At 68.6% G+C, this 23,471-nt stretch carries 19 protein-coding genes; 8 read left to right on the plus strand and 11 right to left on the minus strand.

Annotation, left to right across the window (positions count from 1 at the left end; translation table 11 throughout):
• Nucleotides 1-268 precede the first annotated feature (268 nt).
• Both AC1DSO_RS15420 and AC1DSO_RS15425 read right to left on the minus strand, forming a co-directional pair.
• Complete coding sequence (locus AC1DSO_RS15420) at nucleotides 269-772, minus strand: DUF4411 family protein (RefSeq protein ID WP_477069652.1); 504 nt, start codon at nucleotides 770-772, stop codon at nucleotides 269-271.
• Between the two features lie 10 nt (nucleotides 773-782).
• On the minus strand, nucleotides 783-2,027 hold the full coding sequence (locus AC1DSO_RS15425; RefSeq protein WP_477069653.1) for an ImmA/IrrE family metallo-endopeptidase: 1,245 nt from the start codon (nucleotides 2,025-2,027) through the stop codon (nucleotides 783-785).
• 376 nt (nucleotides 2,028-2,403) lie between these two features.
• On the opposite strand from AC1DSO_RS15425, the gene hisS reads away from it, so the two are divergent.
• The 4 genes from hisS to AC1DSO_RS15445 all read left to right on the plus strand — a co-directional run bounded on the left by hisS (nucleotide 2,404) and on the right by AC1DSO_RS15445 (nucleotide 7,329).
• Nucleotides 2,404-3,921, plus strand: a complete 1,518-nt coding sequence (gene hisS, locus AC1DSO_RS15430) for a histidine--tRNA ligase (protein WP_477069654.1) — start codon at nucleotides 2,404-2,406, stop codon at nucleotides 3,919-3,921.
• 3 nt (nucleotides 3,922-3,924) lie between these two features.
• Entirely contained in the window at nucleotides 3,925-5,055 is a 1,131-nt protein-coding gene (locus tag AC1DSO_RS15435) for an ATP phosphoribosyltransferase regulatory subunit (protein WP_477069655.1), read from the plus strand.
• Nucleotides 5,052-6,011 carry an ATP phosphoribosyltransferase gene (gene hisG, locus AC1DSO_RS15440; RefSeq protein ID WP_477069656.1) on the plus strand — a complete coding sequence of 320 codons (960 nt, stop codon included), beginning with the start codon at nucleotides 5,052-5,054 and terminating at the stop codon, nucleotides 6,009-6,011. Before AC1DSO_RS15435 ends, hisG begins: the two co-directional genes overlap by 4 nt.
• Before the next feature lie 427 nt (nucleotides 6,012-6,438).
• The gene (locus AC1DSO_RS15445; RefSeq protein ID WP_477069657.1) at nucleotides 6,439-7,329 is read left to right on the plus strand and encodes an alpha/beta fold hydrolase; all 891 of its coding nucleotides are present in this window, start codon (nucleotides 6,439-6,441) and stop codon (nucleotides 7,327-7,329) included.
• Between the two features lie 2 nt (nucleotides 7,330-7,331).
• Here AC1DSO_RS15445 and AC1DSO_RS15450 read toward each other — a convergent pair whose 3' ends face one another.
• The gene (locus AC1DSO_RS15450; protein WP_477069658.1) at nucleotides 7,332-8,330 is read right to left on the minus strand and encodes a winged helix-turn-helix domain-containing protein; all 999 of its coding nucleotides are present in this window, start codon (nucleotides 8,328-8,330) and stop codon (nucleotides 7,332-7,334) included.
• 203 nt (nucleotides 8,331-8,533) lie between these two features.
• On the opposite strand from AC1DSO_RS15450, the gene AC1DSO_RS15455 reads away from it, so the two are divergent.
• Nucleotides 8,534-9,121: a hypothetical protein gene (locus AC1DSO_RS15455; protein ID WP_477069659.1), complete on the plus strand. Its 588-nt coding sequence runs from the start codon at nucleotides 8,534-8,536 to the stop codon at nucleotides 9,119-9,121.
• A gap of 34 nt (nucleotides 9,122-9,155) precedes the next feature.
• Here the strand turns inward: AC1DSO_RS15455 and AC1DSO_RS15460 are convergent, their stop codons facing one another.
• Nucleotides 9,156-10,019 (minus strand): LysR family transcriptional regulator, encoded by an 864-nt coding sequence (locus tag AC1DSO_RS15460; RefSeq protein ID WP_477069660.1) that lies wholly within the window; start codon nucleotides 10,017-10,019, stop codon nucleotides 9,156-9,158.
• A 104-nt stretch (nucleotides 10,020-10,123) separates the two neighbouring features.
• Here AC1DSO_RS15460 and AC1DSO_RS15465 point away from each other — a divergent pair, with 104 nt between their 5' ends.
• Nucleotides 10,124-10,567 carry an ester cyclase gene (locus tag AC1DSO_RS15465; RefSeq protein ID WP_477069661.1) on the plus strand — a complete coding sequence of 148 codons (444 nt, stop codon included), beginning with the start codon at nucleotides 10,124-10,126 and terminating at the stop codon, nucleotides 10,565-10,567.
• A 76-nt stretch (nucleotides 10,568-10,643) separates the two neighbouring features.
• On the opposite strand, the gene AC1DSO_RS15470 is transcribed toward AC1DSO_RS15465, so the two are convergent.
• The 7 genes from AC1DSO_RS15470 to AC1DSO_RS15500 form a co-directional block, all read right to left on the minus strand.
• Nucleotides 10,644-12,779 carry a M13 family metallopeptidase gene (locus AC1DSO_RS15470; RefSeq protein ID WP_477069662.1) on the minus strand — a complete coding sequence of 712 codons (2,136 nt, stop codon included), beginning with the start codon at nucleotides 12,777-12,779 and terminating at the stop codon, nucleotides 10,644-10,646.
• Between the two features lie 102 nt (nucleotides 12,780-12,881).
• Nucleotides 12,882-13,361 carry a copper chaperone PCu(A)C gene (locus AC1DSO_RS15475; protein WP_477069663.1) on the minus strand — a complete coding sequence of 160 codons (480 nt, stop codon included), beginning with the start codon at nucleotides 13,359-13,361 and terminating at the stop codon, nucleotides 12,882-12,884.
• A gap of 9 nt (nucleotides 13,362-13,370) precedes the next feature.
• Entirely contained in the window at nucleotides 13,371-15,452 is a 2,082-nt protein-coding gene (locus tag AC1DSO_RS15480) for a TonB-dependent receptor family protein (protein WP_477069664.1), read from the minus strand.
• 66 nt (nucleotides 15,453-15,518) lie between these two features.
• Nucleotides 15,519-15,923 carry a DUF2946 family protein gene (locus tag AC1DSO_RS15485; protein WP_477069665.1) on the minus strand — a complete coding sequence of 135 codons (405 nt, stop codon included), beginning with the start codon at nucleotides 15,921-15,923 and terminating at the stop codon, nucleotides 15,519-15,521.
• 79 nt (nucleotides 15,924-16,002) lie between these two features.
• Entirely contained in the window at nucleotides 16,003-17,946 is a 1,944-nt protein-coding gene (locus AC1DSO_RS15490; RefSeq protein WP_477069666.1) for a sensor histidine kinase, read from the minus strand.
• Nucleotides 17,933-18,640 carry a response regulator gene (locus AC1DSO_RS15495; RefSeq protein WP_477069667.1) on the minus strand — a complete coding sequence of 236 codons (708 nt, stop codon included), beginning with the start codon at nucleotides 18,638-18,640 and terminating at the stop codon, nucleotides 17,933-17,935. The genes AC1DSO_RS15490 and AC1DSO_RS15495 overlap by 14 nt, the downstream gene beginning before the upstream one ends.
• A 308-nt stretch (nucleotides 18,641-18,948) precedes the next feature.
• Nucleotides 18,949-19,602, minus strand: coding sequence for a glutathione S-transferase family protein (locus AC1DSO_RS15500; RefSeq protein WP_477069668.1), 654 nt, complete (start codon nucleotides 19,600-19,602; stop codon nucleotides 18,949-18,951).
• Nucleotides 19,603-19,828: 226 nt separating this feature from the next.
• Between AC1DSO_RS15500 and AC1DSO_RS15505 the strand changes: the two genes are divergently transcribed.
• Both AC1DSO_RS15505 and AC1DSO_RS15510 read left to right on the plus strand, forming a co-directional pair.
• Nucleotides 19,829-20,875, plus strand: a complete 1,047-nt coding sequence (locus AC1DSO_RS15505) for a LacI family DNA-binding transcriptional regulator (protein ID WP_477069669.1) — start codon at nucleotides 19,829-19,831, stop codon at nucleotides 20,873-20,875.
• Between the two features lie 366 nt (nucleotides 20,876-21,241).
• Nucleotides 21,242-23,431, plus strand: a complete 2,190-nt coding sequence (locus AC1DSO_RS15510; RefSeq protein ID WP_477069670.1) for a TonB-dependent receptor — start codon at nucleotides 21,242-21,244, stop codon at nucleotides 23,429-23,431.
• Nucleotides 23,432-23,471 lie beyond the last annotated feature (40 nt).

The raw sequence follows: 23,471 nt of genomic DNA on the forward strand, positions 1-23,471 counted from the left end.
CTCAAGGACGACGCTCCGCGTCGCCGCGCGCGGCCGCCGGAGGCGGTCCTTGACTGACCTGATCAGCCCTGCACGCTGCAGCCTCCAAGAGATCTAAGGATCGCACCGACCCGGGAGGTCGGGTGGCGAACGCCCGGGGGGAGCAGAATGGGCTCCCCACCCGTGGCGAACAAATCCTCCCCGCGCGGTGAGGTGGCCCAGAGGGGGCGCTCACCGCTCCGTCGCGCTTGCCGCCGCCCAATCTTCGCGAGGTTGGTGCCGCGCGGGACTATCCACGCCACCCGGTTCGCCAGTCGAGGGCTCGTAACATTGCGAACGTATTGCAGCAGGGAACCCCTATGTCTTGGCAGGCGTCGGGGATTTTACGCTTACTTCGGCGCTGGGAGGTTCTAGAGACCTCATTGGAGACTACGGTGCGATCGTGAGGTGCGGCCAAGCAATGGGCAATCAAGAACGGGTCGCGGCCAACCGCTTCCATCTCCACATCGTCTAAATCGGCCGCATAGGCGGTGGCGAGCACTGCCCGGACAAGATCGATATCAGCGGGATCTGGTAAAAGAAGTGCATCCTTGACGCCGTCGCCCTTTAGCCAAGCGAGAAGGCGATCTTTCTCGGCATCACCCGTCCCCTCCATCACCTCCTCGAATACCTCGATCGGCATCTTCACGACACCAACTGCAGCTTGGTGCAGCAGCCAATCCCAAAACTCCGGCACGCGATCCACTGGATAGTAAGTGTTGTGGGCCGTTATTAAGACGTTGGCGTCGATCAAATATAGCACCCTAGGTCGCGCCCCCCGCGACTAAAGGTTCAACATTTCGGGCCTTTACGCCGAGGATTTTGCCCGCCCTGGTTGGCGTCAAGGCACCTTCATCTAAGCTGCGGCGCACTAGCTGGATAAGTGCTGTGCCAATGCGATGGCGACGCACGACATAGTAGTTGGGGCCCGTATCCGCTGCCCGCTCGCGTGCGCGACGCTCCTCGCGTTCGCGCAAATACTCGTCGCGGAAAATTTGACTAATCGTACGCCAGCGACCTTCTGATAACCGCCCAACCAGGCGTAACCGATAGGCAACCATTGCGCGGCTGACGTTGCGTTCTTGAGCGAAGGCGGTGATCTCGGCTCGAGCACGAGCGTCGTCGATCGCCACCGCGAAGTTCTCCAATTCGGCGCGCGGCAGGAGAATTTCGCCAGCGACCTCGTTGCAAAAGACTTCAACTGCTGCCTCTAGCGCCCCGCCGCTAATGCCGCTTGCTCCGATTGCGACGTGGGCTAGTTCATGGAGCAAAGTGAACGACCAAGCCACTTTTGCGTCTTGGTCGTTGATAACAACAAATGGGGCAATTGGATCGGCGAGAGCGAAACCTCGAAAGGCTTCGGGATCTATCGCGCTGTGGTGTGAGCCAAGATTACCGATGAGCAGAACAAATACACCGGCGCGCTCCGCAGCTTTGCGAAGATAAGTAAATGCATTTTCGACCGTACGCTCTTGGCGGAATGTGGCCAGATCGAATTTGAGCCAACGCGCAACGTGTTGAGCCACGAGTTGTGGTCCATGCTCGCGACGGCTCGCAGAAACGGCGACCAGCGGCTGGACCTCTTCTTCCTCAAGTAGGCTGCGCACTTCGCTCTGACGCGCGCGTACATCACGTAGCAGCGCGTCAATATTAGCGGCGCTGTCGACGCGTAGGTCGTCTGGCAGGGTACGGAAATCTTCGCCACGCTCTGCGCGCGCCGGTGGTGCTGGCAGATAGAATGTGAGTAGCGGCCGACGATAGAGGCCGGCCATCTTAATCAGCACAGGGCGACTGGGTTCGTCGGTACCCGCTTCAAGCGCTTCAAGACGTCCAACAGCTGTGCCGTTGCGCGTGTCTTTAAATCCCAGGCGAGTTGCAGCGGCCTCAAGGCTTAGCCCCGAAGTGTTTCGCGCCCAGGTGAGGATCTCCGGATTGACCCGCATAGCTAAGCGATGCCCGAGAATTCCAAATAAAGCGATAGCGAGTTGCGATTGGCCAAGTTTGCTCACTTGCCGCCCTTTAGTCGCTATGCACGAGAGAAAGATATGGACGATCTGACGCTCCAGTAAGCCGCCAGGGCGTCAAAACCGGTCGTGTGATGTTGCGTTGATAAAGCCGGCTTGTGGTCGGTGCAGGCTTTGCGGAAAGCGAAAGATTATCTCTCCGTGCCGTCCCCCTTCCCCTCTTACCCCTCATCCGCTACACCCCCGCCCGATGACCCGCGCGCCGCACCATCACGGCCACCACCACCATCCGACCTCGCCTCGCGGGATCGGCCGGGTCGGCTCGCTCTAAAGCAAGCCCCCAGCCAGAGCCCCCGCCTAGCGGATGGGGCTTACGCGCAAGCGCCATCCGTCGAAGCCTTGAAGATCTCAGGACCGACGAATGACCACCGACTCCACCACGCCCGCCGAAGAGACCTTTCGCCCCGAGGCCCGCGCGCCGCGTGGCTTCGCCGACAAGCGCGCCCGCGACCTGCGGGCCGAGCGGGCGATCCTGGAGGCGGTGTCGGCGGTCTATGAGCGCTACGGCTTCGAGGCCCTGGACACCGGGGCGTTCGAATATGCCGACGCCCTGGGCAAGTTCCTGCCCGACAGCGACCGGCCCAACGAGGGCGTGTTCGCGCTGCAGGACGACGACGAGCAGTGGATGGCGCTGCGCTACGACCTGACCGCGCCGCTGGCGCGGTTCGCGGCGCAGAACTGGGAGACCCTGCCCAAGCCGTTCCGCCGCTACGCGTTCGGGCCGGTGTGGCGCAACGAGAAGCCGGGGCCGGGGCGCTTCCGCCAGTTCATCCAGTGCGACGCCGACACGGTGGGCTCGGCCCGTCCGGAGGCCGACGCCGAGATCATCGCCATGGCGGTCGAGGGGCTGGAGGCGGCGGGCCTGCCGCGCGGCGCGGCGGTGCTGAAGATCAACAATCGCAAGCTGCTCAACGGCCTGCTGACGGCGGCGGGCGCGGACAGCGCCGGCCAGAAGCTGGCCGTGCTGCGCGCGGTCGACAAGCTGGACCGCCTGGGCGTCGAGGGCGTGCGGCTGCTGCTGGGCGAAGGCCGCCTGGACGAGAGCGGCGACTTCACCAAGGGCGCGGGCCTGAAGGGCAAGGCGGTCGACCAGGTGCTGGACTTCGTGGCGGCCGGGACTCTTGGGGGAAGCGCCGGCGGGCGTTCGGCGACGCTGGACAACATCGCCAAGGTCATCGGCGGCTCGGCCGAGGGCGACGAGGGCCTGCTGGAGCTGTCGCGGATCGACGCGGCCCTGACCAGCCTGGGGATCGCCGACGACCAGGCCTTCATCGACCCGTCGATCGTCCGGGGGCTGGAATATTACACCGGCGCGGTGTTCGAGGCCGAGCTGCTGCTGTCGACCACGGACGAGAAGGGGAACAAGGTCTCGTTCGGCTCGATCGGCGGCGGCGGGCGCTATGACGACCTGGTGGCGCGGTTCACCGGCGCGACGACCCCGGCGACCGGCTTCTCGTTCGGCGTCACCCGCCTGGCGGCGGCGCTGCGGGCGGCGGGACGCGAGCCCGGCGGCGCGGCGCGCGGGCCGGTGGTGGTGATCACCTTCGACCAGGCGCACATGCCTGAATACTTCTCCGTGGTCGGACAGCTGCGGGCGGCGGGCATCGCCGCCGAGGTCTATCTGGGGACCTCGGGCATGAAGCCGCAGATGAAGTACGCCGATCGCCGGGGGGCGCCGGCCGTGGTCATGCTGGGCGGCGACGAGATCGCCGCCGGCACGGTGACCATCAAGGACCTCGACGCCGGCCGCATGGCCGCCCAGGGCCTGGCCGACAACGCCGCCTGGAAGGCCGAGCGTCCGGGCCAGCAGACCGTTGCCCGCGATCAGCTCGTCGGCGCAATTAGCCAGATTGTTGGCCGCAAGATCATCGAGGGCTAGGTCATGAGGCTCGAGCGTTCCATTCCGGCGGAGGCGCTCGACGCCATCCGCGCGCCGCTGCTTAGCGCCGGCGCCGCGCCGACCGACGCGCCGGTGCTGCAGCCCCTGGGCCTGCTGCTCGACCTGGCCGGCGAGGCCATGCGCTCGCGGCTGTTCGTCGTCTCCGGCGACGGCGGCGAGGAGGCCTGCCTGCGCCCCGACTTCACCGTCGCCGTGGCGCGCGAACACTTCGCTTCGCAGGCTACGGCCGGCCGCTACCGCTACGAGGGCAAGGCGTTCCGCGTCGCCCCGCGCGGCTCGGACCGGGCCGAGGAGTTCCTGCAGCTGGGCGTCGAGGCCTTCGAGGCCGGCGACCCGGTGGCCGCCGACGCCGAGATCGCCGCCCTGGCCTGGGCCTCGTCGGCCGCCGGCGGGCGGGCGGACCTGTCGCTGGTGCTCGGCGACGTGTCGCTGTTCGCCGCCTTCATCGACAGCCTCGACCTGGCCGCGCCTCTGGCCGCTCGCCTCAAGCGCGCCTTCGCCAAGCCGCGCCAGCTGAAGGCCGAGCTGGACGGCGATGTCTCGACCCCGACCGCCGAGCAGAGCCGCATCGCGTCGCTTCTCGCCGGCCTGCCCGAAGCCGAGGCCTCGGCCGTGCTGCAGGAGCTGTGGTCCCTGGCTGGCATCGAGCCCGTCGGCGGTCGCCGCCCGGCCGAGATCGCCCACCGCCTGGTCGAAAAGGCCGAGACCGCCCAGGCCGGTCGTCTGGATGCGGAGCAAGCCGCCAAGGTCCGCGCCTTCCTCGCCGTTTCGGACCGTCCGGACGCGGCGCTGGACAGCATCGCCGCCCTCGCGGGCCCCAAGGATGCGGCGTTGAAGGCCGCCATCGCCGGCTGGCGCTCGCGCCTGTCGGGCATGGCCGCGCGCGGCGTGCCGCTGGACAAGGCGACCCTGGCCGCCGCCTTCGGCCGGGCCTTCGGCTATTACGACGGCTTCCTGTTCGAGGTCCGCTCCTTGGCGCTTGGCGCTGAGCGGCCGCTGGCCGCTGGCGGGCGCTATGACGGCCTGCCCGCGAGGCTGGGCGTCTCCACCAACACCGGCGCGGTGGGCTGCATGGTCCGTCCGGCGCGCGCCTATGCGGGAGGCGGCGAATGACCGCGACACCGATGATCTTCGCGATCCCTTCGAAGGGCCGCCTGAAGGACCAGGTCGAGGCCTGGCTGGCCGACTGCGGCTTCAAGCTGGACATGACCGGCGGCGCGCGCGGCTATTCGGCCGAGCTGGCCGGCCTGCCTGGCGTCTCGGTGCGACTGCTGTCGGCGGGCGACATCGCCGCCGGCCTCGACAGCGGCGACCTGCACCTGGGGGTCACCGGCGAAGATTTGCTGCGCGAGCGCGGCGACGACATGGACAGCCGGGTCATGCTGCTGCGGGCCCTGGGCTTTGGCCGCGCCGACTTGGTGGTGACCGCGCCCAAGAGCTGGCTGGACGTCGACACCATGGCCGATATCGACGAGGTCGGGCACGCCCATCTCGCCAAGACCGGCCGGCGCCTGCGGGTGGCGACCAAGTACGTCACCCAGACCCGGGCCTTCTTCGCCCGCCACGGCGTCGCCGACTACCGCATTGTCGAGAGCAGCGGGGCCACCGAGGGGGCCCCGGCCGCCGGCGCGGCGGAGCTGGTCGTCGACATCACCACCACCGGCGCGACCCTGGCGGCCAACGGCCTGAAGATCCTGTCCGACGGTGTGATCCTGAAGAGCCAGGCCCAGCTCACCGCCTCGCTGATCGCCGACTGGTCGCCCGAGCAGCTGGACAGCCTCAAGCGGCTGCTGTCGGTAGTCGAGGCCAAGGGGCGGGCGGGCAAGCTGGCGACCCTGGTCTGGCCGGCCGAGCAGGACGCGGCAGGCCAAGCGGCCGTGGCGGCGTTCGTGGCCAAGGGCGGCTCGCGCCGGGCCAACGGCGCCCTGCTGGCGACTGGCGACCTGTTCGACGCCGCCGCGGCCCTGGCCGCCGCCGGAGTTGAGCCGGTCACCGTCTCGCGTCCGGACTATGTGTTCGAGTCGCGCTCGGCGGTGCTGGGACGTTTTGTGGACGCCCTCGAAAAGTAAGTTTTGACATTCTTGTCAAATATCGACGCGGAATCCGGGGGTAACTTCGACTTCCGCGTCCAAACTACGCCTTTCGCGTCAAAAATCTGGCGAACCCGTTGCGAAAAAGGGTTTGATGCGTTGACACCGTCATGAATTTGACGTTTCTAGACGCTGCAAGAGCGAAACGAGCCCAACAGAGAGCTCCCGTTCTTCGGCGTTTCGGGGAGGAAACGCCCGCCTAGATCGAATGATCGAGAAAATAGCCAGCCCGTCGCGATTATCCCCCGCGGCGGGTTTGGTGTATCTGGGCTGCGGCTCAGCTTTTTGACTCTTCCGTCAAAATTGGTTGCGCGGCTGAGAGCGCCCCTTGCGCGCGCCGGCTGGATACCCGCCCCCGCCTTCGTCGTTACGACCGTGACAGGACGCAACGAAAGGCGGCGAAGCCATGATCGCCGGATTTGAGGTCGTCGAGGTCGCGGTTGCCCCGGGGCGGCGAGTCTTCGCGCGGCGCGGCGGCCAAGGCCCCGCTGTGCTGCTGCTGCACGGCTTTCCCGAGACCCATCTGATGTGGCGGCAGATCGCGCCGGGCCTGGCGCGCGACTTCACGGTCGTCTGCGCCGACCTGCCCGGATACGGCCGGAGCTCGCCCGCCCTCGACGATCCGGACGCCCCGCAGTCCAAGCGGGCGATGGCCTTGCCGTTGATCGAGGCCATGGACCGGCTGGGGTTCCCGCGCTTCGCCGTGGTCGGACACGATCGCGGCGGGCGCGTCGCCTACCGCATGGCGCTGGACCATCCGGATCGCATAAGCCGCCTGGCCGTGCTAGACGTCATCCCCACGGCGGCGGTCTGGGCGCGGGCCGACGCGCGGATGGCGCTGGCCTTCTGGCCGTTCTCGCTGCTGGCCCAGCCCGCGCCGCTGCCCGAGCGCCTGATCGGCGGCTGTCCGGAGGCCGTGGTCGAGGCCGCGCTTTCCGGCTGGGGCACGCCCGCCAGCGTGTTTCCCGACGACCTGCGGGCCGCCTATGTCGAGGCGCTGCGTGATCCGGACCGGGTCCACGCAATCTGCCAGGAGTATCGCGCGGCGGCGACGATCGACCGCGAGCATGATGACGCCGATCTGGCCCAGGGTCGCCGGATCGCCTGCCCGCTCTTGGCGCTGTGGAGCGCCTCGGGCGGCCTCGGCTCCTGGTACGCGGACGAGGGCGGACCGCTGGAGATCTGGCGGCGCTGGGCCTCGCACGTGACGGGCGAGGGGGTGTGCGGCGGGCATTTCTTCCCGGAGGAGCATCCGGCCGAAACGCTGGAGCGCCTGCGCCGCTTCCTGCGGCCGTAGCGCTAGACGCGGCGGTTCTCGGTCCATCGCCGCGCCAGCAGCATGGCCCCGACCAGGCCGCTGGCGAACAGGGCGCCCTCGACCGCGCCGGTCAGGGCCTGGGTGAGTGGGCCGAAGCCGTGCTCACCGAACAGGCCGCCCAGGCGCAGGCGCGAGTCGGGAAAGCTGCGGGCCAGCAGGTCGAGGCTGCCGCCCAGCAGGCGTCCGCCCAGCAGCGTGATGACCAGGCCGCCGCCGCCGCCGGCCAGGCCGGCCAAGGCGATCCGGCGCGGCAGGCCGCTGGTCGCCCGGCCGGCCAGCCAGGCCCCCAGCCCGACCGCGCCGCCCAGGGCCGCGCCCTCGAGCCCGCCGGTGATCTCGCCCGGCGCGCGGCCGAACAGCAGGGTGAAGGCGTCCAGGCCCAGCAGCTTGACGACCGCGCCGACCATCAGCCCGCCGACCGCGCCGCCCAGCGGGCCGCGCCACCAGGGACGGCCGGGCAGGGCCTCGGCGGCGGCGATCCCGAACGCGACCCCGGCGCCGCCGACCAGGGCGATGGCGACGGTCAGGCACAGCAGCACCAGTAGGGCCGAGACGGCGCTGGCCCCGGGCTGGACCGCGCCGACGAAGCCGTAGAACAGCCCGCCCAAAGCGCCAGCCACGCAGGCGCCCAGCGTCCCGGCCGCGCCTAAGGTCAGGACGCTCCGCCAGCTTCCTGGTGTGGAGAGGGGCGGTGAGAGCGGCGCGGGGCCGGGCGCGGCGTCGCCCCCGGCCATCGGCGCGATGAACCGATAGCCGTGCTTGGGGACCGTCTGGATGAAGCGCGGGGCTCCAGCGTCGTCGTCCAGCGCCTTGCGCAGCGTACGGACGCACTGGGTCAGGGCTTCGTCGGTGACCGGAACACCGCCCCAGACCTCGTCCAGGAACCGGTCCTTGGACACCAGCTTGCCATGCTCGCGCACCAGCAGCGCCAGGGCGTCGAAATAGCGGGCGTTCAGGGCGACGGGCGTCCCGTCGCGCATGAGCTGGCGATCGGCGAGATCGAGGGTGAACCGTTCGAAACGAAAGCCGCCGGGAGCCAAGTCAGAAGAACCTCGGTAGGACCGCCGGCGCGCCGCGCGGCGACCGAAGCCGCAGACTCTGGCATGGGCGAGGGAAAGGCAAGGCGGCGGCGTTGGTCGGTTGGTCACTGGACGCCTCCGCAGGTTGTGCGAAGCTGGGCCGCATGACGCGCAACCGCGAGATCTTCCTGACGTTCGTCGTCGTGCTTGTCGGCGTCGCCTGCGCCGCCAGCCTCGCGATCACCTGGGGCATGAAGAGCAGCGACGTCGCGGCCTGGGCCCAGGCGGTCGGCACCGTGGGGGCGATCGTCGCGACAATCGTCATGACCAACCGGCAGATCGACGCGCTGCGCCGCGAGAAGCAAAGGGAACGCGACGACCTCGTCAGGGCGATCGGCGACGCCTTCAGGGCGATGCTCGACGGCCTCTCGACGATGGAAGCGGCCATCCAACGGCGAGACGAGGACGGGCTGCCGGCCGCGATCTACGCTCAGCGCAAGCATCGCGACACGACTGTGAACAAGTTCCTGGAAATGCCGATCGAACGCTGGCCGGGCGCGACGCTCTATATCCGCGCCCTCGATCTCACCGCGGCCCGCGACGCCTTCGAAGGCAGCGCCGCCGACGTGCTTCGGATCGGCCCTGGCCCCCGCGGCGCCGACCTGTGGGAGATCGCCGAGATCTGCCGACAGAATCTCGTCGGAGCGGCGGAGAGGTTTTGGACGGCGCATAGCGCGCTGCTGTCCGACTAGCGGGAGGAACTCTGAAGAGTGAGCCGCCGAGCGATCAGCCAAACGCCAGAACGGCGAAGTCGATGAAGCTACGTAGCTTGGGAGTCATGCGGCGGTCGGGGGCGTACAGGATGTGCAATGGCCGAGTGGGCGCGGTGTAGCTGGGCAAGACCTCGACCAGCCTGCCGTCTTCCAATGCCGGCTGTAGGAGTTCGACCGGTTGCAGCAAGATGCCGAGGCCCGCGAGCGCCGCGTGCAGCAGCGGTTCCCCATGATCGACCATCAGACGACTCGTTACCGGCACGACGGTGCGCCCTTCCGGGCCGTCAAAAGTCCAATGGGTCCGGAGTTCCGTATGAGCGAAGCCAAGGCATTCGTGTTGCTGAAGGTCCCGAGGCGCAAGCAGCGGCGGCGCTTCGGCAAGGTAGGCGGGCGCCGCGCAGAGTACGAGCCGATAGGGCGCCAGAGCGCGCCCGACGAGACGGCTGTCTGCCAACTCGCCGACACGGAAGGTTGCGTCATAGCCCTCATCGACCAGATCTATGGCGCGGTTGCTGAGCGTCAGATCGACGGTCACTTGGGGGTGGTCCCGGAGGAATTCAGGTAACCGCGGCGCCAGCGAATGCATGCCGAAACTGACCGGCGCGTTGACCCGAAGCCTACCCGTTGGCGTCGCCAGAGCTTCGGCCGCTAAGCCTTCCGCCGCCTCGACGTCAGCCAGAATGACTTTGGCCCTGTCATAAAAGACGCGTCCGAAATCCGTCAGGCTCTGACGACGAGTCGTCCGGTGAAGAAGTTGCACCCCGAGGTGGGCTTCCAGTTGGCCGACCTGTTTGCCGACCAGCTGCGGCGAGATCCGCAACGCCTGGGCCGCGGCGCTGAACGATCCAAGCTCTACCGCCCGGATGAACACCTTCATCGCCGCTAGTCGATCCATTGGAAACTCTGCGTTTCTACTGTCGGACCGATGCTACCATTATTCGGTCGTTGGTTTTCGATTACCACGCATGAGCGCCGCCGCCGGTGAGCGAGCCGCCCATGCAGAGGTTCGAAATGTCGTCAGACGCCGCCCACGAATTCATCCGCCGCTTCACCGACTTCATAAATTCGGGCGACCCGAAAGTGGCGTCGGAGCTTGTTTCGACAGACGCCATCTTCCACGCGCCGGCCCCGTTGTCGGGCCCCGAGGGCTATCTGGAACTCTTGGCGATGCTCCGCAGCGCTTTTTCGGATGTGCGGTGGGGGCTGGAAGAAGCGGTCGCCGAGGGTGACAAGATCGCCGCCCGCTTCAGCATGAGCGGCACGAACGACGGCTCCTTCATGGGCGCGCCGCCGACCGGCAAGGCCTTCCAGGCCACAAGCATGGCATTCTACAAACTCTCGGACGGAAAGATCGTCGAGGAGCGAGGCCTTCCCGACATGCTGTCGATCCTCCAGCAGATCGGGCTCGTCCCTCAACCCTCGTAGCGGCGAGACACGACGCCCAGCAAAAAGGGCCGCCGGTCGCCCGGCGGCCCTCCTGTCTTCGATCCGATAGCGCGCGCTACCAGATCTTCACGCGGTCTTCCGGCGCGACGTACAGCTTGTCGCCCGGCTTGATGTCGAAGGCGGCGTACCAGCCCGGCTGGTTCCGGATGGTGCCGTTGACGCGGTAGTAGGCCGGCGAGTGCGGATCGCTGGCGATCTGCTGCTTCAGGGCGTCGTCGCGGGTCTTCTGGCGCCAGACCTGGGCCCAGCCGAGATAGACGCGCTGGTCGCCGGTGAAGCCGTCCAGGACGGGCGAGGGCTTGCCCTTCAGCGAGACGTGGTAGGCGTCCAGCGCAAAGGCCAGGCCGCCCATGTCGCCAATGTTCTCGCCCATGGTCAGGCCGCCGTTGACGTGCATGCCCGGGAACGGCTCGAACGCCGAGTACTGGGCGCCCAGCCGGTCGGCCTGAGCCTGGAACTTGGCGGCGTCTTCCGCCGTCCACCAGTCGCGCAGCACGCCGTCGCCGTCGGACTTGCGGCCCTGGTCGTCGAAACCGTGGCCGATCTCGTGGCCGATCACGCCGCCGATGCCGCCGTAGTTGACCGCCGGATCCGCGTCGGGGTGGAAGAACGGCGCCTGCAGGATGGCGGCCGGGAACACGATCTCGTTGTTGACCGAGTTGTAGTAGGCGTTGACCGTCTGCGGGGTCATGCCCCACTCGGTCTTGTCGACCGGCTGGTTCAGGCGTTCGACGTCGTAGCGGTAGTCCCAGGCGCCGGCGCGCATGGCGTTGCCGTAGGCGTCGCCTTCCTTGATCTCCAGCTTGCTGTAGTCACGCCACTTGTCGGGATAGCCGATCTTGACGGTGAACTTGGCCAGCTTGTCCTGGGCCTTGACCTTGGTGTCGGCGCCCATCCAGTCGAGGTTGTCGATGCGGGTCTTCAGCACCGTGCGGATGTCGCCGACCAGGGCGACCATCTTGGCCTTGGACTCCGGCGGGAAGTAGGTGGCGACATATTCCTTGCCGACCGCTTCGCCCAGCGTGCCGTTGACCGAGGCCACGGCCCGCTTCCAGCGCGGACGCTGYTCGGGCTGGCCCGACAGGGTCTTGTTGCGGAACTCGAAGTTGGCGTCGACGAAGCGCTTGGACAGCATCGTCGCGCCGCCGTCGATCACCTTGAACGCCTGCCAGGCCTTCAGGGTCTCCAGCGGGGTGTCGGCGTAGATCTTGGCGAACTTCGGGAACGAGGTGTTGGTCGTGACGACGACGCGGTCGAGCTTCGGCAGTTCCGTGCCGACCAGGTACTTGTTCCAGTCGTAGCCCGGGGTCATGGCCTGCAGCTCGGCCAGGGTGGCCGGGTTGTAGGTCTTGTCGCGGTTACGGCGCTCGACGCGGGTCCAGGTGGCCTCGGCCAGCTTGGTCTCGAAATCGACGATGGCCTTGGCGTTCTCGGCCGGCTTCTCCCAGCCGCCCAGGGTCAGCATCTTCTCGACATAGGCCAGGTAGGCCGTCTTCTTGTCGGCGAACTTGGCGTCCAGATAGTAGTCGCGGTCGGGCAGGCTGAGGCCGCCGGTCGAGGCGTAGACCGCGTAGGCCTTGGGGTTCTTGGCGTCGGTCGAGATGCCCAGGCCGATCAGGGTGGTGTAGGGCGTGACCGAGCTCTTGCCCATCAGGGCGGTGAACTCGTCCTTGGTCTTGACCTTCCTGACGCCGTTCAGCCACGGCTGGATCGGCTTGGCGTCCAGCTTCTCGATCGCGGCCTCGTCCATGAAGGCGCGGTAGGCGGCGCCGATCTTGGCCTTTTCGCCGATCGCGGCCTTGTCGGCGGCGGCGCCTTCGATGATCGCCTTGGTGCGGGCTTCCGACAGCTCGGACAGCTTGTCGAAATTGCCGTAGCGGACGCGGTCCGACGGGATGGCGGTCTTGGCGTCCCAGGCGCCGCTGGCGAACTTGTAGAAGTCGTCGCCCGGCTTCACCGAGGTGTCCATGCCCGAGAGGTCAAAGCCCCAGGTCCCGTAGCGCGGCGACTCCAGCGACGTCACGTCGCCGGYGGCCGCGCCCTCGGCGAGGGCCGGCAGCAGCGATTGCATGACGCAGGCGTCGTCGATGCAGGGATGTTGTTCGTGGGCCCCGGTCCCGAAGGCTTGCGCCCCGAAGGCAGACATCGACAGGGCGGCGAGAGCCGCTGCGCCGAACCAAACTCTTTTCATGGAAATCGCGTCCGTTGGTGTGAGCTGGCGGCAATCTGCAACGGCGTGAAAAATTTGCTCCCTTAAAAAAAGTTCATGTGACCCATTTTTTGGAGCCCGGCCTTAGTGCGCGTGCTCCGGCATGGCCCGCGCGGCGGGCGGCGGGGCCAGCTGGACGGTCAGATCGATCTTCAGTTTGCGGCCTTTGTCGAAGAGCAGCGTTACCGGAACTTTTTGCCCCGGCCCTTGCGCCCGCTTCAAGCCCAGCAGCATGAAGTGGTAGCCGCCGGGCGCGAAGGCGACCTCGCCGCCGGGCGGGATCACCACCCCGGCGTCCTGGCGGCGCATGGTCATCACCCCGTCCGCCATGGCCGATTGGTGGATCTCGATCTTGCCGGCGGCCGGGGTCTGGGCGCCCTTCAGGGTCACCGGGGTCTTGCCGGCGTTGGCGAGGGTCAGGAAGCCGACCCCGTTCATGCCCGCCTGGGCCGGACGGCTCCAGGGCTGGCGAACGGTCAGGGCGCCGAGCTTGTAGTCCTCGGCGTGAGCCAGGGGCGCGGCGAGCGCGGCGGCGGACAGCACAATGGCGAAAAGGGGTTTCATGGTCTCTCCTCAAAACTTGCCGGTGGCGCCGGCGAAGACCGCGCGGCCTTCGCCGGGCCACCACGCGGCGTTGGCCTCGATCGCCGCCTTGGTCGCCGTGGCCGCCAGGGCCAGCGGATTGACGGTCGCGACATAGCGCTTGTCGAACAGATTGCGCGCGTCGACGAAGACGGTCACGCGGTCATGCGTCCAGCCCGCCCCCAGGCCGGCCACGGCGTAGGCCGGGGCGCGCGCCTTGTCGCGATAGTCGACATAGGGGCCCTTGGGCGTCCACTCCAGGTTCGGCGCGACGAACCATCCCGCCGGGTGCTCGTATTTCAGCTCGGCGCGATACAGGGTTTCCGGGACGACCGGCAGGGTCGCGTTCCCGTACTGGGCGTCGCCGTCGAAGCGGAAGTCCGACCACGTCCAGGTCTGGCGCAGGCGCAGGCGCGGGGTCGGCTTCCAGTCCAGTCCGGCCTCGATCCCCTGATGGATCGTGCGGTCGGCGTTGAAGGTCGCGGCCGGGTGGGTGGGGTCGACGACGAAGTTCAGCAGCTCATGCTTCAGCTCGGCGCGGTAGACGGCCACGTCCCAGGCCAGCGAGCCCTTGCGGCCGCGGGCCCCGACCTCGCCGGTCCAGGCCGTCTGCGGAACGATCGGCTGGAAGCCGGCCGCGGCGCTGGGCGAGAAGGCCGAAAAGTTCGGCGGCTCGACCGACTTGGTCAGGTTGGCGAAGACCTGGGCGTCCTCGCCGGCCTGCCACAGCACCCCGACGCGCGGAGCCAGCCAGTCGAAGTCGCGGTGGGCGCTCAGGTCGAAGCTGCTGGCCACGCCAGGCAGTCTATAGCTCTGGTAGTCGCGATCGGCCGTCCCGTAGGTCCCGCCGGCGACCAGGGCCAGGCGCGGGGTGACGAAGAGACGGCCCTCGGCGAATAGGTCCAACGCCTGGGCGTTCTGGCGCGACAGGGCCTGCAGCGGGCCGCGAGAGCTCTTCAGGTTCAGCCACTGGCGGGCGTCGAGGTCGCCGGTCCGCCACGAGAAGCCGGTGAACAGATCAGCCGCGCGGCCGCCGATCTCGCCGGCCCAGTCCAGCCGCCCGAAGGCCCCGAAGTTGCGGCTCTCCTGGTCGACGACCTGGAAGATCGGGTGGTCCAGGTCGCGCCAGGCGCCGTAGACGCCGCCCTCGAACACCGTGCTTTGCGACAGCCGCCAGGTGGTCTGCAGGCTGGCGCGGGCGTTGCGCATGTTGCGGCCGTAGGCGTTGGCGACATTGGCCGCGGCGGCCGCCTTCGGGGCGCGCAGCGCCTGGTCCAGACTGACCGCGCCGGCGATCTGCTGCTGGATGTCGGCGCCCGACAGGTAGAGCCGCAGCTCGCGGTCCGGCCCGAACTGGCGGCCGGCGTTCAGCGACAGGCGGGCCGACGAGGCGCGGCTCTGGGCCCGCCAGCCGTCGGTGCGCGCGACCGTGGCGCCGACGAACAGGTCATTGTCGCCGGCGACCCGGGCCAGCTCGCCGTGCAGCCGGGCCGTGCCGAACGACCCGCCGTCGAGGCGCAGCAGGGTGTCGGCCCCGGCCGTCCGGCCCGTCGGCGTCACGAAGTTGATCGCCCCGCCCAGCAGGGCCCCACCGAAGCGCAGGGCGTTGCCGCCCTTGTAGACCTCGGTGAAGCGGGCCAGCAGCGGGTCGATCAGCTGGAAGTCGCCAAAGCCGTCGGCCTCGTTCAGCGGCGCGCCGTCCTGGGCCAGCAGGGTTCCGCGGTTGTGGCTGGAATTGCCGATGCCCGAGCCCCGGATCGACAGGCGCGTGTCCTCGCCGAACTTCTTCTGGGCGTAGACGCCGGGCACGTCGCGGACGGTGTCGTTCAAGCCCAGGGCGTAGCGGTTCTGATAGGCCTCGGCCGAGACGACGGCGACGCCGCCGGGCGTACGCGAGAGGCGGGTGCGGGCCCGGGCCACCACCGGCGGATCCTCGGGATCGGGCCGGGCGGTGACCAGGACGGAGTCGAGGCGGGTCTGCTCGTCGGAGAGCGTGGGGGCGGCGAGAGCGGGCGCGGCGAGCGACGCCAGCGCGGCGGCGCCCAGCAGGGCGCGGCGGAGGGTAAGCGACATGGAAGCGGAAGATCCTGGAACGTGACGGGGCGCGCGGCGTCATCGACGCGGCGCGGCGGCAAAGGGTCAGGCGTTCAGGAAAAGGGGCGGGCCCTGGCTGGGCGGCCGCGGCGGAGCGCGGGCATGGCCGCGCACGCCGAGCACGCGTTCGACCGGCGTCTCGACGAATTCGACGTACTGGACCGGCGCGATGGCCGCGGCCGGCGCGTCCAAGGTGACGGCCAGGGTCGGGCCGACGCAGTTGGAGCATTTCAGCCCCATGAAGCCCTTGGCCGGCGCGGTGCGGAGCGCGCCGTCCTCGCCGACCAGCACCGCCTTGGCGCCGTCGGCCGAGCAGATGACGATGGTCGAGCCGCTCTCACGCAGGTCGTGGGCCATGGCCGCGCTGGGGGCCAGCACCTGGACGCACACGGCCAGCATCGCCGCGATCGCGGCGAGCAGGGCTCGGAACTGTCCTAGGCGGGTGGGCATGACCGGGGTTGAGTAGGGCGCGGCGGCGGCGGGGTCAATCAGGACGGGAGCGGCCCTGGATGCTTAAGGGGGGGGACGCTTAGGGGCCAGGCCTCGCCGACTTTTCGACCGGCAGGGCCAAAGCCAGGCTGCTGCCGCGGCTGGACGGCTCCCAGGTCAGGATCGCGCCGATCGCCTCGGCGCGGCGGCGCTGGTTGGCCAGGCCGCGCCCGCGCGATGGCAAGGTCGGGTCGAAGCCCCGGCCGTCGTCGCGCACCCGCACCAACACCCGGTCGCCCTCATGGCGCACCACGACCGTGACCTCGCGGGCCCCGGCGTGCTTGAGGATGTTGGCGATCGCCTCCTGCAGGATCCGCAGGATGTGCAGGGCGTGGCGCTGGTCCAGCCAGGCCAGCGGCGGCGCCTCGCCGGCGTCCCAGATCAGCTTGACGCCGGCGGCCTCCAGCCGGGGCTGCAGGCGGAAGCGCAGGGTAGCCAGCAGCAGTAGCAGGTCGGTCTCGACCGGCTCCATCGAGTCGATGGTCAGCTTCAGGTCGTCGATGCAGCCGCGCAGGATGCCGACGGCGTCCAGGTCGGCGGCGCGGTCGCCCTCGAAGGCCCGCAGGGCGCCGACCAGGGTCGAGCCCAGGCCGTCGTGCATGTCCTGCATCAGGCGCTGGCGTTCCTGGTTCAGCAGCTCGCGGCCTTCCACCTCGCGCAGGCGGGCGTGGCTGGCCGTCAGTTCGGCCTCGCGTTGGGCCAGGCGCCGCGCGAGGTCGGCCTTGGCCTGGGTCACCGCCTCCAGCGCCTCCACATAGCGGCGGAACATGATGTACCAGCAGAGCAGCGTGAGCCCGACGCCGGTGAAGTTGGTCAGGAACACGCTCTCGATGTTGACCAGGTTCTGCTGCAGAGCCAGATCGTAGACGCCGATCACCACGGTGACGAGAGACCAGACCGCTAGCCACAGAGCGAAACGCGACCGCGCCTTGAGCGAATGGCGTAGGCCGTTCAGCGCCACGATGATGCCCAGGACGAGGACGTTGATGTAGATCGGCGCCGCGATCAGGGTGGGATCCAGCAGGCCCGGCAAGGTGGCGATCGTCCACACCAGGGTGTTGGCCAGCAGCACCCATGTCAGGACCGGCTGGGGCGTGCGATGCAGCTGGACCATGAACAGATGCAGCGTCACGCCCATCCAGAACAGCGAATTGACGGTGATCCAGCCGAACCAGGCGTCGGAGACGATCAGCGGATGGACGCCGACGAAGGTGTGCAGCATCCGCAGGAAACAGGCCGCCGACATCAGGAAGAACAGTCCGTAGATCGGCTCGTCCCGCCGGCTGAACCAGACGAACAGCGCGAAGACCCCGGTCGCCAGGAAGCCGATCACCGAAAAGGCCGGCAACCCGACCTGGAAGATCTCCCGGGTGTAGTAGCGCGGGGCCAGCTGCCGGTAGTTGCCGATCCAGACCGACGAGAACGCACCGCCGATGCCGCGAACGTGCTGCAACCGGATGTCCAGCGTCCGGGGCGGATGCGTGACGTCGGTGCGCGGCAGGGCGAACCAGATCGGCTGGTTGGAGCCGTTCCATTGCAGGTTGGCGTGCGACTGGTGGACCAGTCGGCCATCGGCGTAGATCGCCAGCGAGCCGTCCGACTTCCAGCGGGGGATGTAGACATAGAGCTGGCGGCCGTCGTCGGGCAGCGGCGGGACCGCCAGGGCGTACCAGGTGACCCGAGTGGCGATGCGCTGGGGCGCGGCGTCGACGCTGGGCTCCCATTCCGGCTGCGGCGCGTACGGAAGCGTCACGGCCCTGCCGCTCTCCTCCACGCCGCGCGGGCTGACGGCCGGCGGCGACTGGTAGCCCACGGTGTCGATGAAGGTCAGCTGCGCGGCGGTGAGCCGCTCGCCGCTCGCGCGCCACTGGACGGCTAACCCCAGGCCAAGGACGACGATCGCCGCGACAGCCCAGGCCGCCCACGGGAACCAGGGTCGGGCTGTGACGGAGCGCCCGGGAGCCCCTCCCCTAGAGGAGGCCATAGGCGCGCGCTTCGAACACGGCCTCGGTCTTCGAACGCACCTCCAGCTTGGCGTAGATGCGCCGCACGAAGGTCAGGACCGTGTTGCGCGACACGCCCATCAGCTCGGCGATCTCCTCGAACGAGAAGCCGCGGGTGATCAGCTGCAGCGTCTCCTTTTCGCGCTCGGAGAGGCTGGGGATGGCGCTCTTGCCGGCCGTTTCGGCTTCCCCCGCGTCCTCGCCCTCGCCCTCGACCACTGGCCGCTCGTCGGGCCGGAAGCGCATCAGCACCTGGCGGGCGATGCGGGGACTGATCGGACTGCCGCCGCCGTGCAGGACGCGGATGTCCTCGGCGATGGTCGGCAGGGGGCTGTCCTTGAGCAGGTAGCCGCTGGCCCCGGCCTCGATCGAGGCGATCACATGGCGCTCGTCGGCGAAGGTGGTCGCGACCATGATCGCGCAGCCGGGCCAGCGCACGTGGGCCTCGCCGATGACGTCGACGCCCGAGCCGTCGGGCAGGCCCAGGTCCACGACCAGCACGTCGACGGACGGCCCGGCCAGCAGCGTGCGCGCCTCGGCCACCGTCGCCGCCAGACCGACCATCGCCAGGTCGGGCGCGCCGGCCAGGGCGGTCCGGAACGCCTCCTGGAACGCGGCGTCGTCCTCGACCAGGGCCACCTTGAGCGGCGTCGGCGACGCGGCCTCGATGCTCATTCCGCTTTCCTCGCTCGGACCAAACCCTTGCCGCGCAAGGCATCGCAGACCTCGGGCCGATCGGCGTCATCATATCTTGCGACAGGCCCGACATTGCTCCGCCGCCCGGCGCGCGGCAACTAAGCCTTGTCGTAGGCTGTGTGAGCAACGGCTTGCGAAGGGCTCGCGCGGTGGGGCGCGAATAGGGAATGGGCGTCGCGACCAGTACGGCGCTCCTCCCGGCTCGGCCTTGTCCAGGCGAGTTGGGCGGCATGTCGCCACCGATCCGGTGACATGCCGCCAGTAAGGAGGCCTCGAGGTCCTCGCTTCTAGCCCGCCGACGCGGCGTTGAAGACCGCCAACTGGGCGTCGAAGGCGCGCCGGTAGGCGGGCCGCGCCTCGGCGCGGGCGACATAGGCCACCAGGCTCGGATACTGCTCCAGCAGACCGAGAGCAGGCGTCAGTCTGCGCAGCACCGTCACCATCATCAGGTCGCCGGCGCTGAAGTCGCCGTCGAGCCATTCGGCGTCGCCCAGATAGTTGGCGAGCTGGCTCAGCCGCGTGTGGACGGCCTGGTCCAGCATCGGTAGGCGCGCCTCGTACCAGGGCTTGTCGCGCTCGAAGACCGAGGCCATGCCGCGCTCGACGATCGGCAGCTGCATCGTGGCCTGGGCGGCGAACATCCACGTGAGCGCCCGCGCCCGGGCGTTGGCGTCGTCCGGCAGCAGGCCCGGGCCTTGCTGGGCGATGTGGAACACGATGGCGCCGGATTCGAACAGCGCCAGATCGCCCTGCTCATAGGTGGGGATCTGGCCGAACGGATGGATCGCCAAGTGCGCCGGCGCCTTCATTTCGGGGAACGTGACCAGGCGCACGTCGTACGGCTGGCCGACTTCCTCCAGCGCCCAGCGGACCTGCATGTCGCGGGCCAGACCCTGGCCGCGATCGGGCGAGGCTTTGAAGGCGGTGATGGTGGGGCTCATGGCGGGGCTCCGGTCGAGGGCATGGCGTCGCTCAGGATGGCATGCGCGAGGGTGACATGGGGAAGGGGGACATTCATCTCCCTCCGGCTCTTGTTGTCCCGAGGACGCGCGAGGCAGGCGGCTTCCGACACGCGTCCGCATTTTTCTGGAAGGTCGCGATTTTTCGAAGGGACGCGGGGTTCGACCGGTCTCGCGCGCGGATCGTCTTTCCGTTAGGTGTCGCTGCATGCAGCAGGATGAACGCGGCGACCCGGTCACGATCGTCGACATCGCCCGCCAGGCCGGGGTGTCGATCAAGACCGTTTCGCGGGTGATCAATCGCGAGGAGGGCGTCGGGGCGCTGACCCGGGCGCGGGTCCAGGAACTGGTCGAGAAGCTCGGCTATCGCCCCAACGTTTCGGCCCGGTCGCTGTCCAGCCGGCGCAGCTACCTGATCGGCGTGATCTTCATGCGCGTCGGCGCCTACCACTATGTCGGCGAGGTGCAGGTCGGGGCGATGCGCGCCTGCCGGCGGGCGGGCTATCACCTGGTGGTCGAGCAGGCGCAGCCGTCGGATGCGGTCGGCGGGGCCCAGGCCTTCGCCGACGTGCTGCGCGACGCCCGCTTCGACGGGGTGGTGCTGACCCCGCCCACCTGCGACGACCTCGAGATGCTGGCCGCGATCGAGGCGGCGGGCCTGCCCTACGTCCGCATCGCTCCGCATCGGGAGTTTGAGCGCTCGCCCTACGTGTTCATGGACGACCGCCGGGCGGCCTGGGAGCAGACCCTGCGGCTGTGGGACATGGGCCATCGCCGGATCGCCTTCATCGACGGTCCCGACGAGCACGTCTCGGCCGCGCGCCGCCGGGAGGGCTATGTCGCGGCCCTGCGCGAGCGCGGCGCCGAGCCGCGCCCGGAGTGGATCGTCAAGGGCAAGTTCCTGAGCCTGTCGGGCTTCGACGCGGCCGAGGCGCTGCTGCGCCTGCCTGAACGGCCCACCGCGATCTTCGCGGCCAATGACGAGATGGCGGTCGGGGTGCTGTCGGCGGCGGCCAAGCACGGCCTCTCGGTCCCGCGCGACCTCTCCGTGGTCGGCTTCGACGACTCGCCGGCCGCCGAGTCGGCCTGGCCGCGCCTGACCACCGTCCATCAGCCGACCGCCGAAATGGCCGAGGCGGCCGTCGAGATGCTGATCGAGGGCTTCGGCGACGAGCGGTTCCGGGGGCGGGTAACCGTCCGCCAGCTGGACTACCACCTGGTGGTCCGCGACTCCGCCGCGTCGCCGGCGAGCTGAGCGTCGAGCGGATCCGGACCGCCCGGAAGCGCTTCCATCGGAATGGATTTTCGACACCTCGAGAGCGCGGGAACAATTGTTTCCCACACGCGTCGCTCACGCGCACATCTTGCCTCTGTAATCGGTTTCATCCGACAGCGGTGTCAATAAAATCGTCATAGACAACGTTGTCGTAGCGTGTTGTCTGGCTACGACAACGTTGTCGTAAGTCGCCATCGAGCGATAGGCGACGGTGTCAAGGAAGGCCTCGAAACAAGGGGCCCGGAGGAATCGCAACCAAGGCGTCCACCCGGACGCCGACTGGACGTCGTCACGGTTCGGCTCGCGCCGTCGTGTCTGGGGTCCAAGCAGGACAAGGGGAAAGACATGCGTAGTCTGTTGTTCGCGTCGGCCGCGCTCGCGGTCGTGAGCTTCCACGCGCCCGTGGCCATGGCCCAGGACGCCAATGTCGTGAAGCTGGACGAAGTCGTCGTCACCGCCCAGCGCCGTAGCGAGAATTTGCAGAAGACCCCGCTGACGGTCTCGGCCGTCACCGGCGACAAGCTGGAATCCCAGGGCATCAAGACGGTCGTCGACCTGTCGGCCCAGGTGCCGGCGCTGCAGATCAGCTCCAGCGGCTCCGGCGCGGCCGTGGTCTTCCTTCGGGGCATCGGCAGCACCAACACCACCGAGGTCGGCGACCCGGCGGTGGCCTACCACATCGACGGCATCTACATCGCGCGGTCCACCTCGGTCGGGGCGCTGTTCTACGACGTCGACCGGGTCGAGGTGCTGCGCGGCCCGCAGGGCACGCTGTACGGGCGGAACGCCACGGCGGGCGCGATCAACGTGATCACCAAGCAGCCCAAGTTCGCCTACGAGGGCAATGGTTCGCTGGACGTCGGCAACTACGGCGCCATCACCACCTCGGGCATGGTCAACGTGCCGGTCAGCGACACGATCGCCGTCCGCGCGGCGTTCCAGCAGTCGCGCCACGACGGCTATGTGAAGGCGCTGAACAAGGGTCCCGGCACCGGCGGCAACGACCGCTACGACCAGGACGACAAGTCGGCCCGGATCCAGCTGCTGTGGAAGCCCAGCGACGACTTCACGCTGCACCTGGGCGCCGACTATCTGCACCAGGGCGGGGCCGGCGGCGGCGACAAGACCTACGGCACCGCCGTGGCCACCAGCGATCCGTGGACCTGCAACTGCGCCACCAACCTCTATCGCAACAACAAGTTCTTCGGCGCCCACGCCCAGGCCGACCTGGACCTCGGCTTCGGCACCCTGACCTATCTGACCGGCTACAACTTCTCGCGCCTCGACCGTAACGGCGAGAACGCCAGCACCGGCGCCCCCAACTTCTTCAAGGGCAAGGACTACACCTGGTCGCACGAGCTGCGCCTGGGCGGCGACACCGGAAACCTGAAGTGGGTGGTGGGCCTCTATCGGTTCACCGAGGACAACAACGTCGACTTCCGGGTCTTCCTGGCGACCAATTCGTACCTGTCGTTCATCCAGCCCGAGGTCTCGGCCAAGTCGATCGCGGCCTTCGGCCAGGGCACCTATGCGGTCACCGACCGCTTCCGGGTGACCGGCGGCCTGCGCTACACCGAGGATCGCAAGGCCCGCGACGGCGGCACCTTCCTGACCAATTCGGCCGGGGCGATCACCTCGGTCGTGGTCAAGAACCTGGCCGACGCCAAGTGGAACGCCACCAACTGGAAGGTCGGCGCCGACTTCGACCTGACCGACAGCTCGATGCTCTACGCCAACATGGCCACGGGCTATAAGGCCGGCGGCTATTTCGACGGCGTCGGGGCCAACACCTATGAGCCCGAGAAGATCACCTCGTACGAGGCGGGGGTGAAGAACCGCTTCCTCGACAACCGCCTGCAGCTGAACGCCACGGCCTTCCTCTATGACTACAAGGACTTCCAGGTCTCGGCGGTCGGTGTCATCGCCGGCCAGAACGCCACGGTCACGCTGAACGCCGACAAGGCCCGCGTGTACGGCGTCGAGTTCGAGACCAGCCTGGTTGTCACCGAGAACGACCGCCTGGACGCCACCCTGGGCTGGCTGCACGCCGAATATACCGACTTCGTGCTGCCGCGGGGCGACGCGTTCGCCAACAACAACGCCAACGCGGCGGTCCCGGCCTGCTTCAAGGCCAACTTCACCTTGGCCGCGCCGCGCTCGACCGACTTCTCGGGCTGTCGGATGGCCAGGACCCCGGAATGGAGCCTGAACGTCGGCTACCAGCACACCTGGGCCATGGAATCCGGCGCCAGGCTCGTCGGCCGCGTCCAGACCCACTACGAGAGCGCCAAGAACCTCGAGTACCACGGCTTCGCCCAGAACAAGCAGGACGGCTTCACCAAGAGCGACGTCAGCCTGACCTATTCCAGCGCCGACGACCGGTGGTCGCTGCAGGGCTATGTCCGCAACATCGAGAACGACGACGTCCGCACCGCCTCGTCGCCGAACTCGACCACGGGCCTGTCCACCAACGGCAACGGCGAGTTCTACGCGCCGCCGCGCACCTTCGGCCTGCGGCTGGGAGTGAACTTCTAACTACCCGGTGACCCTTCGCCCTCGGCGGTCCCTGCGCCGC

Source organism: Caulobacter sp. P4_E5, from assembly GCF_056401555.1.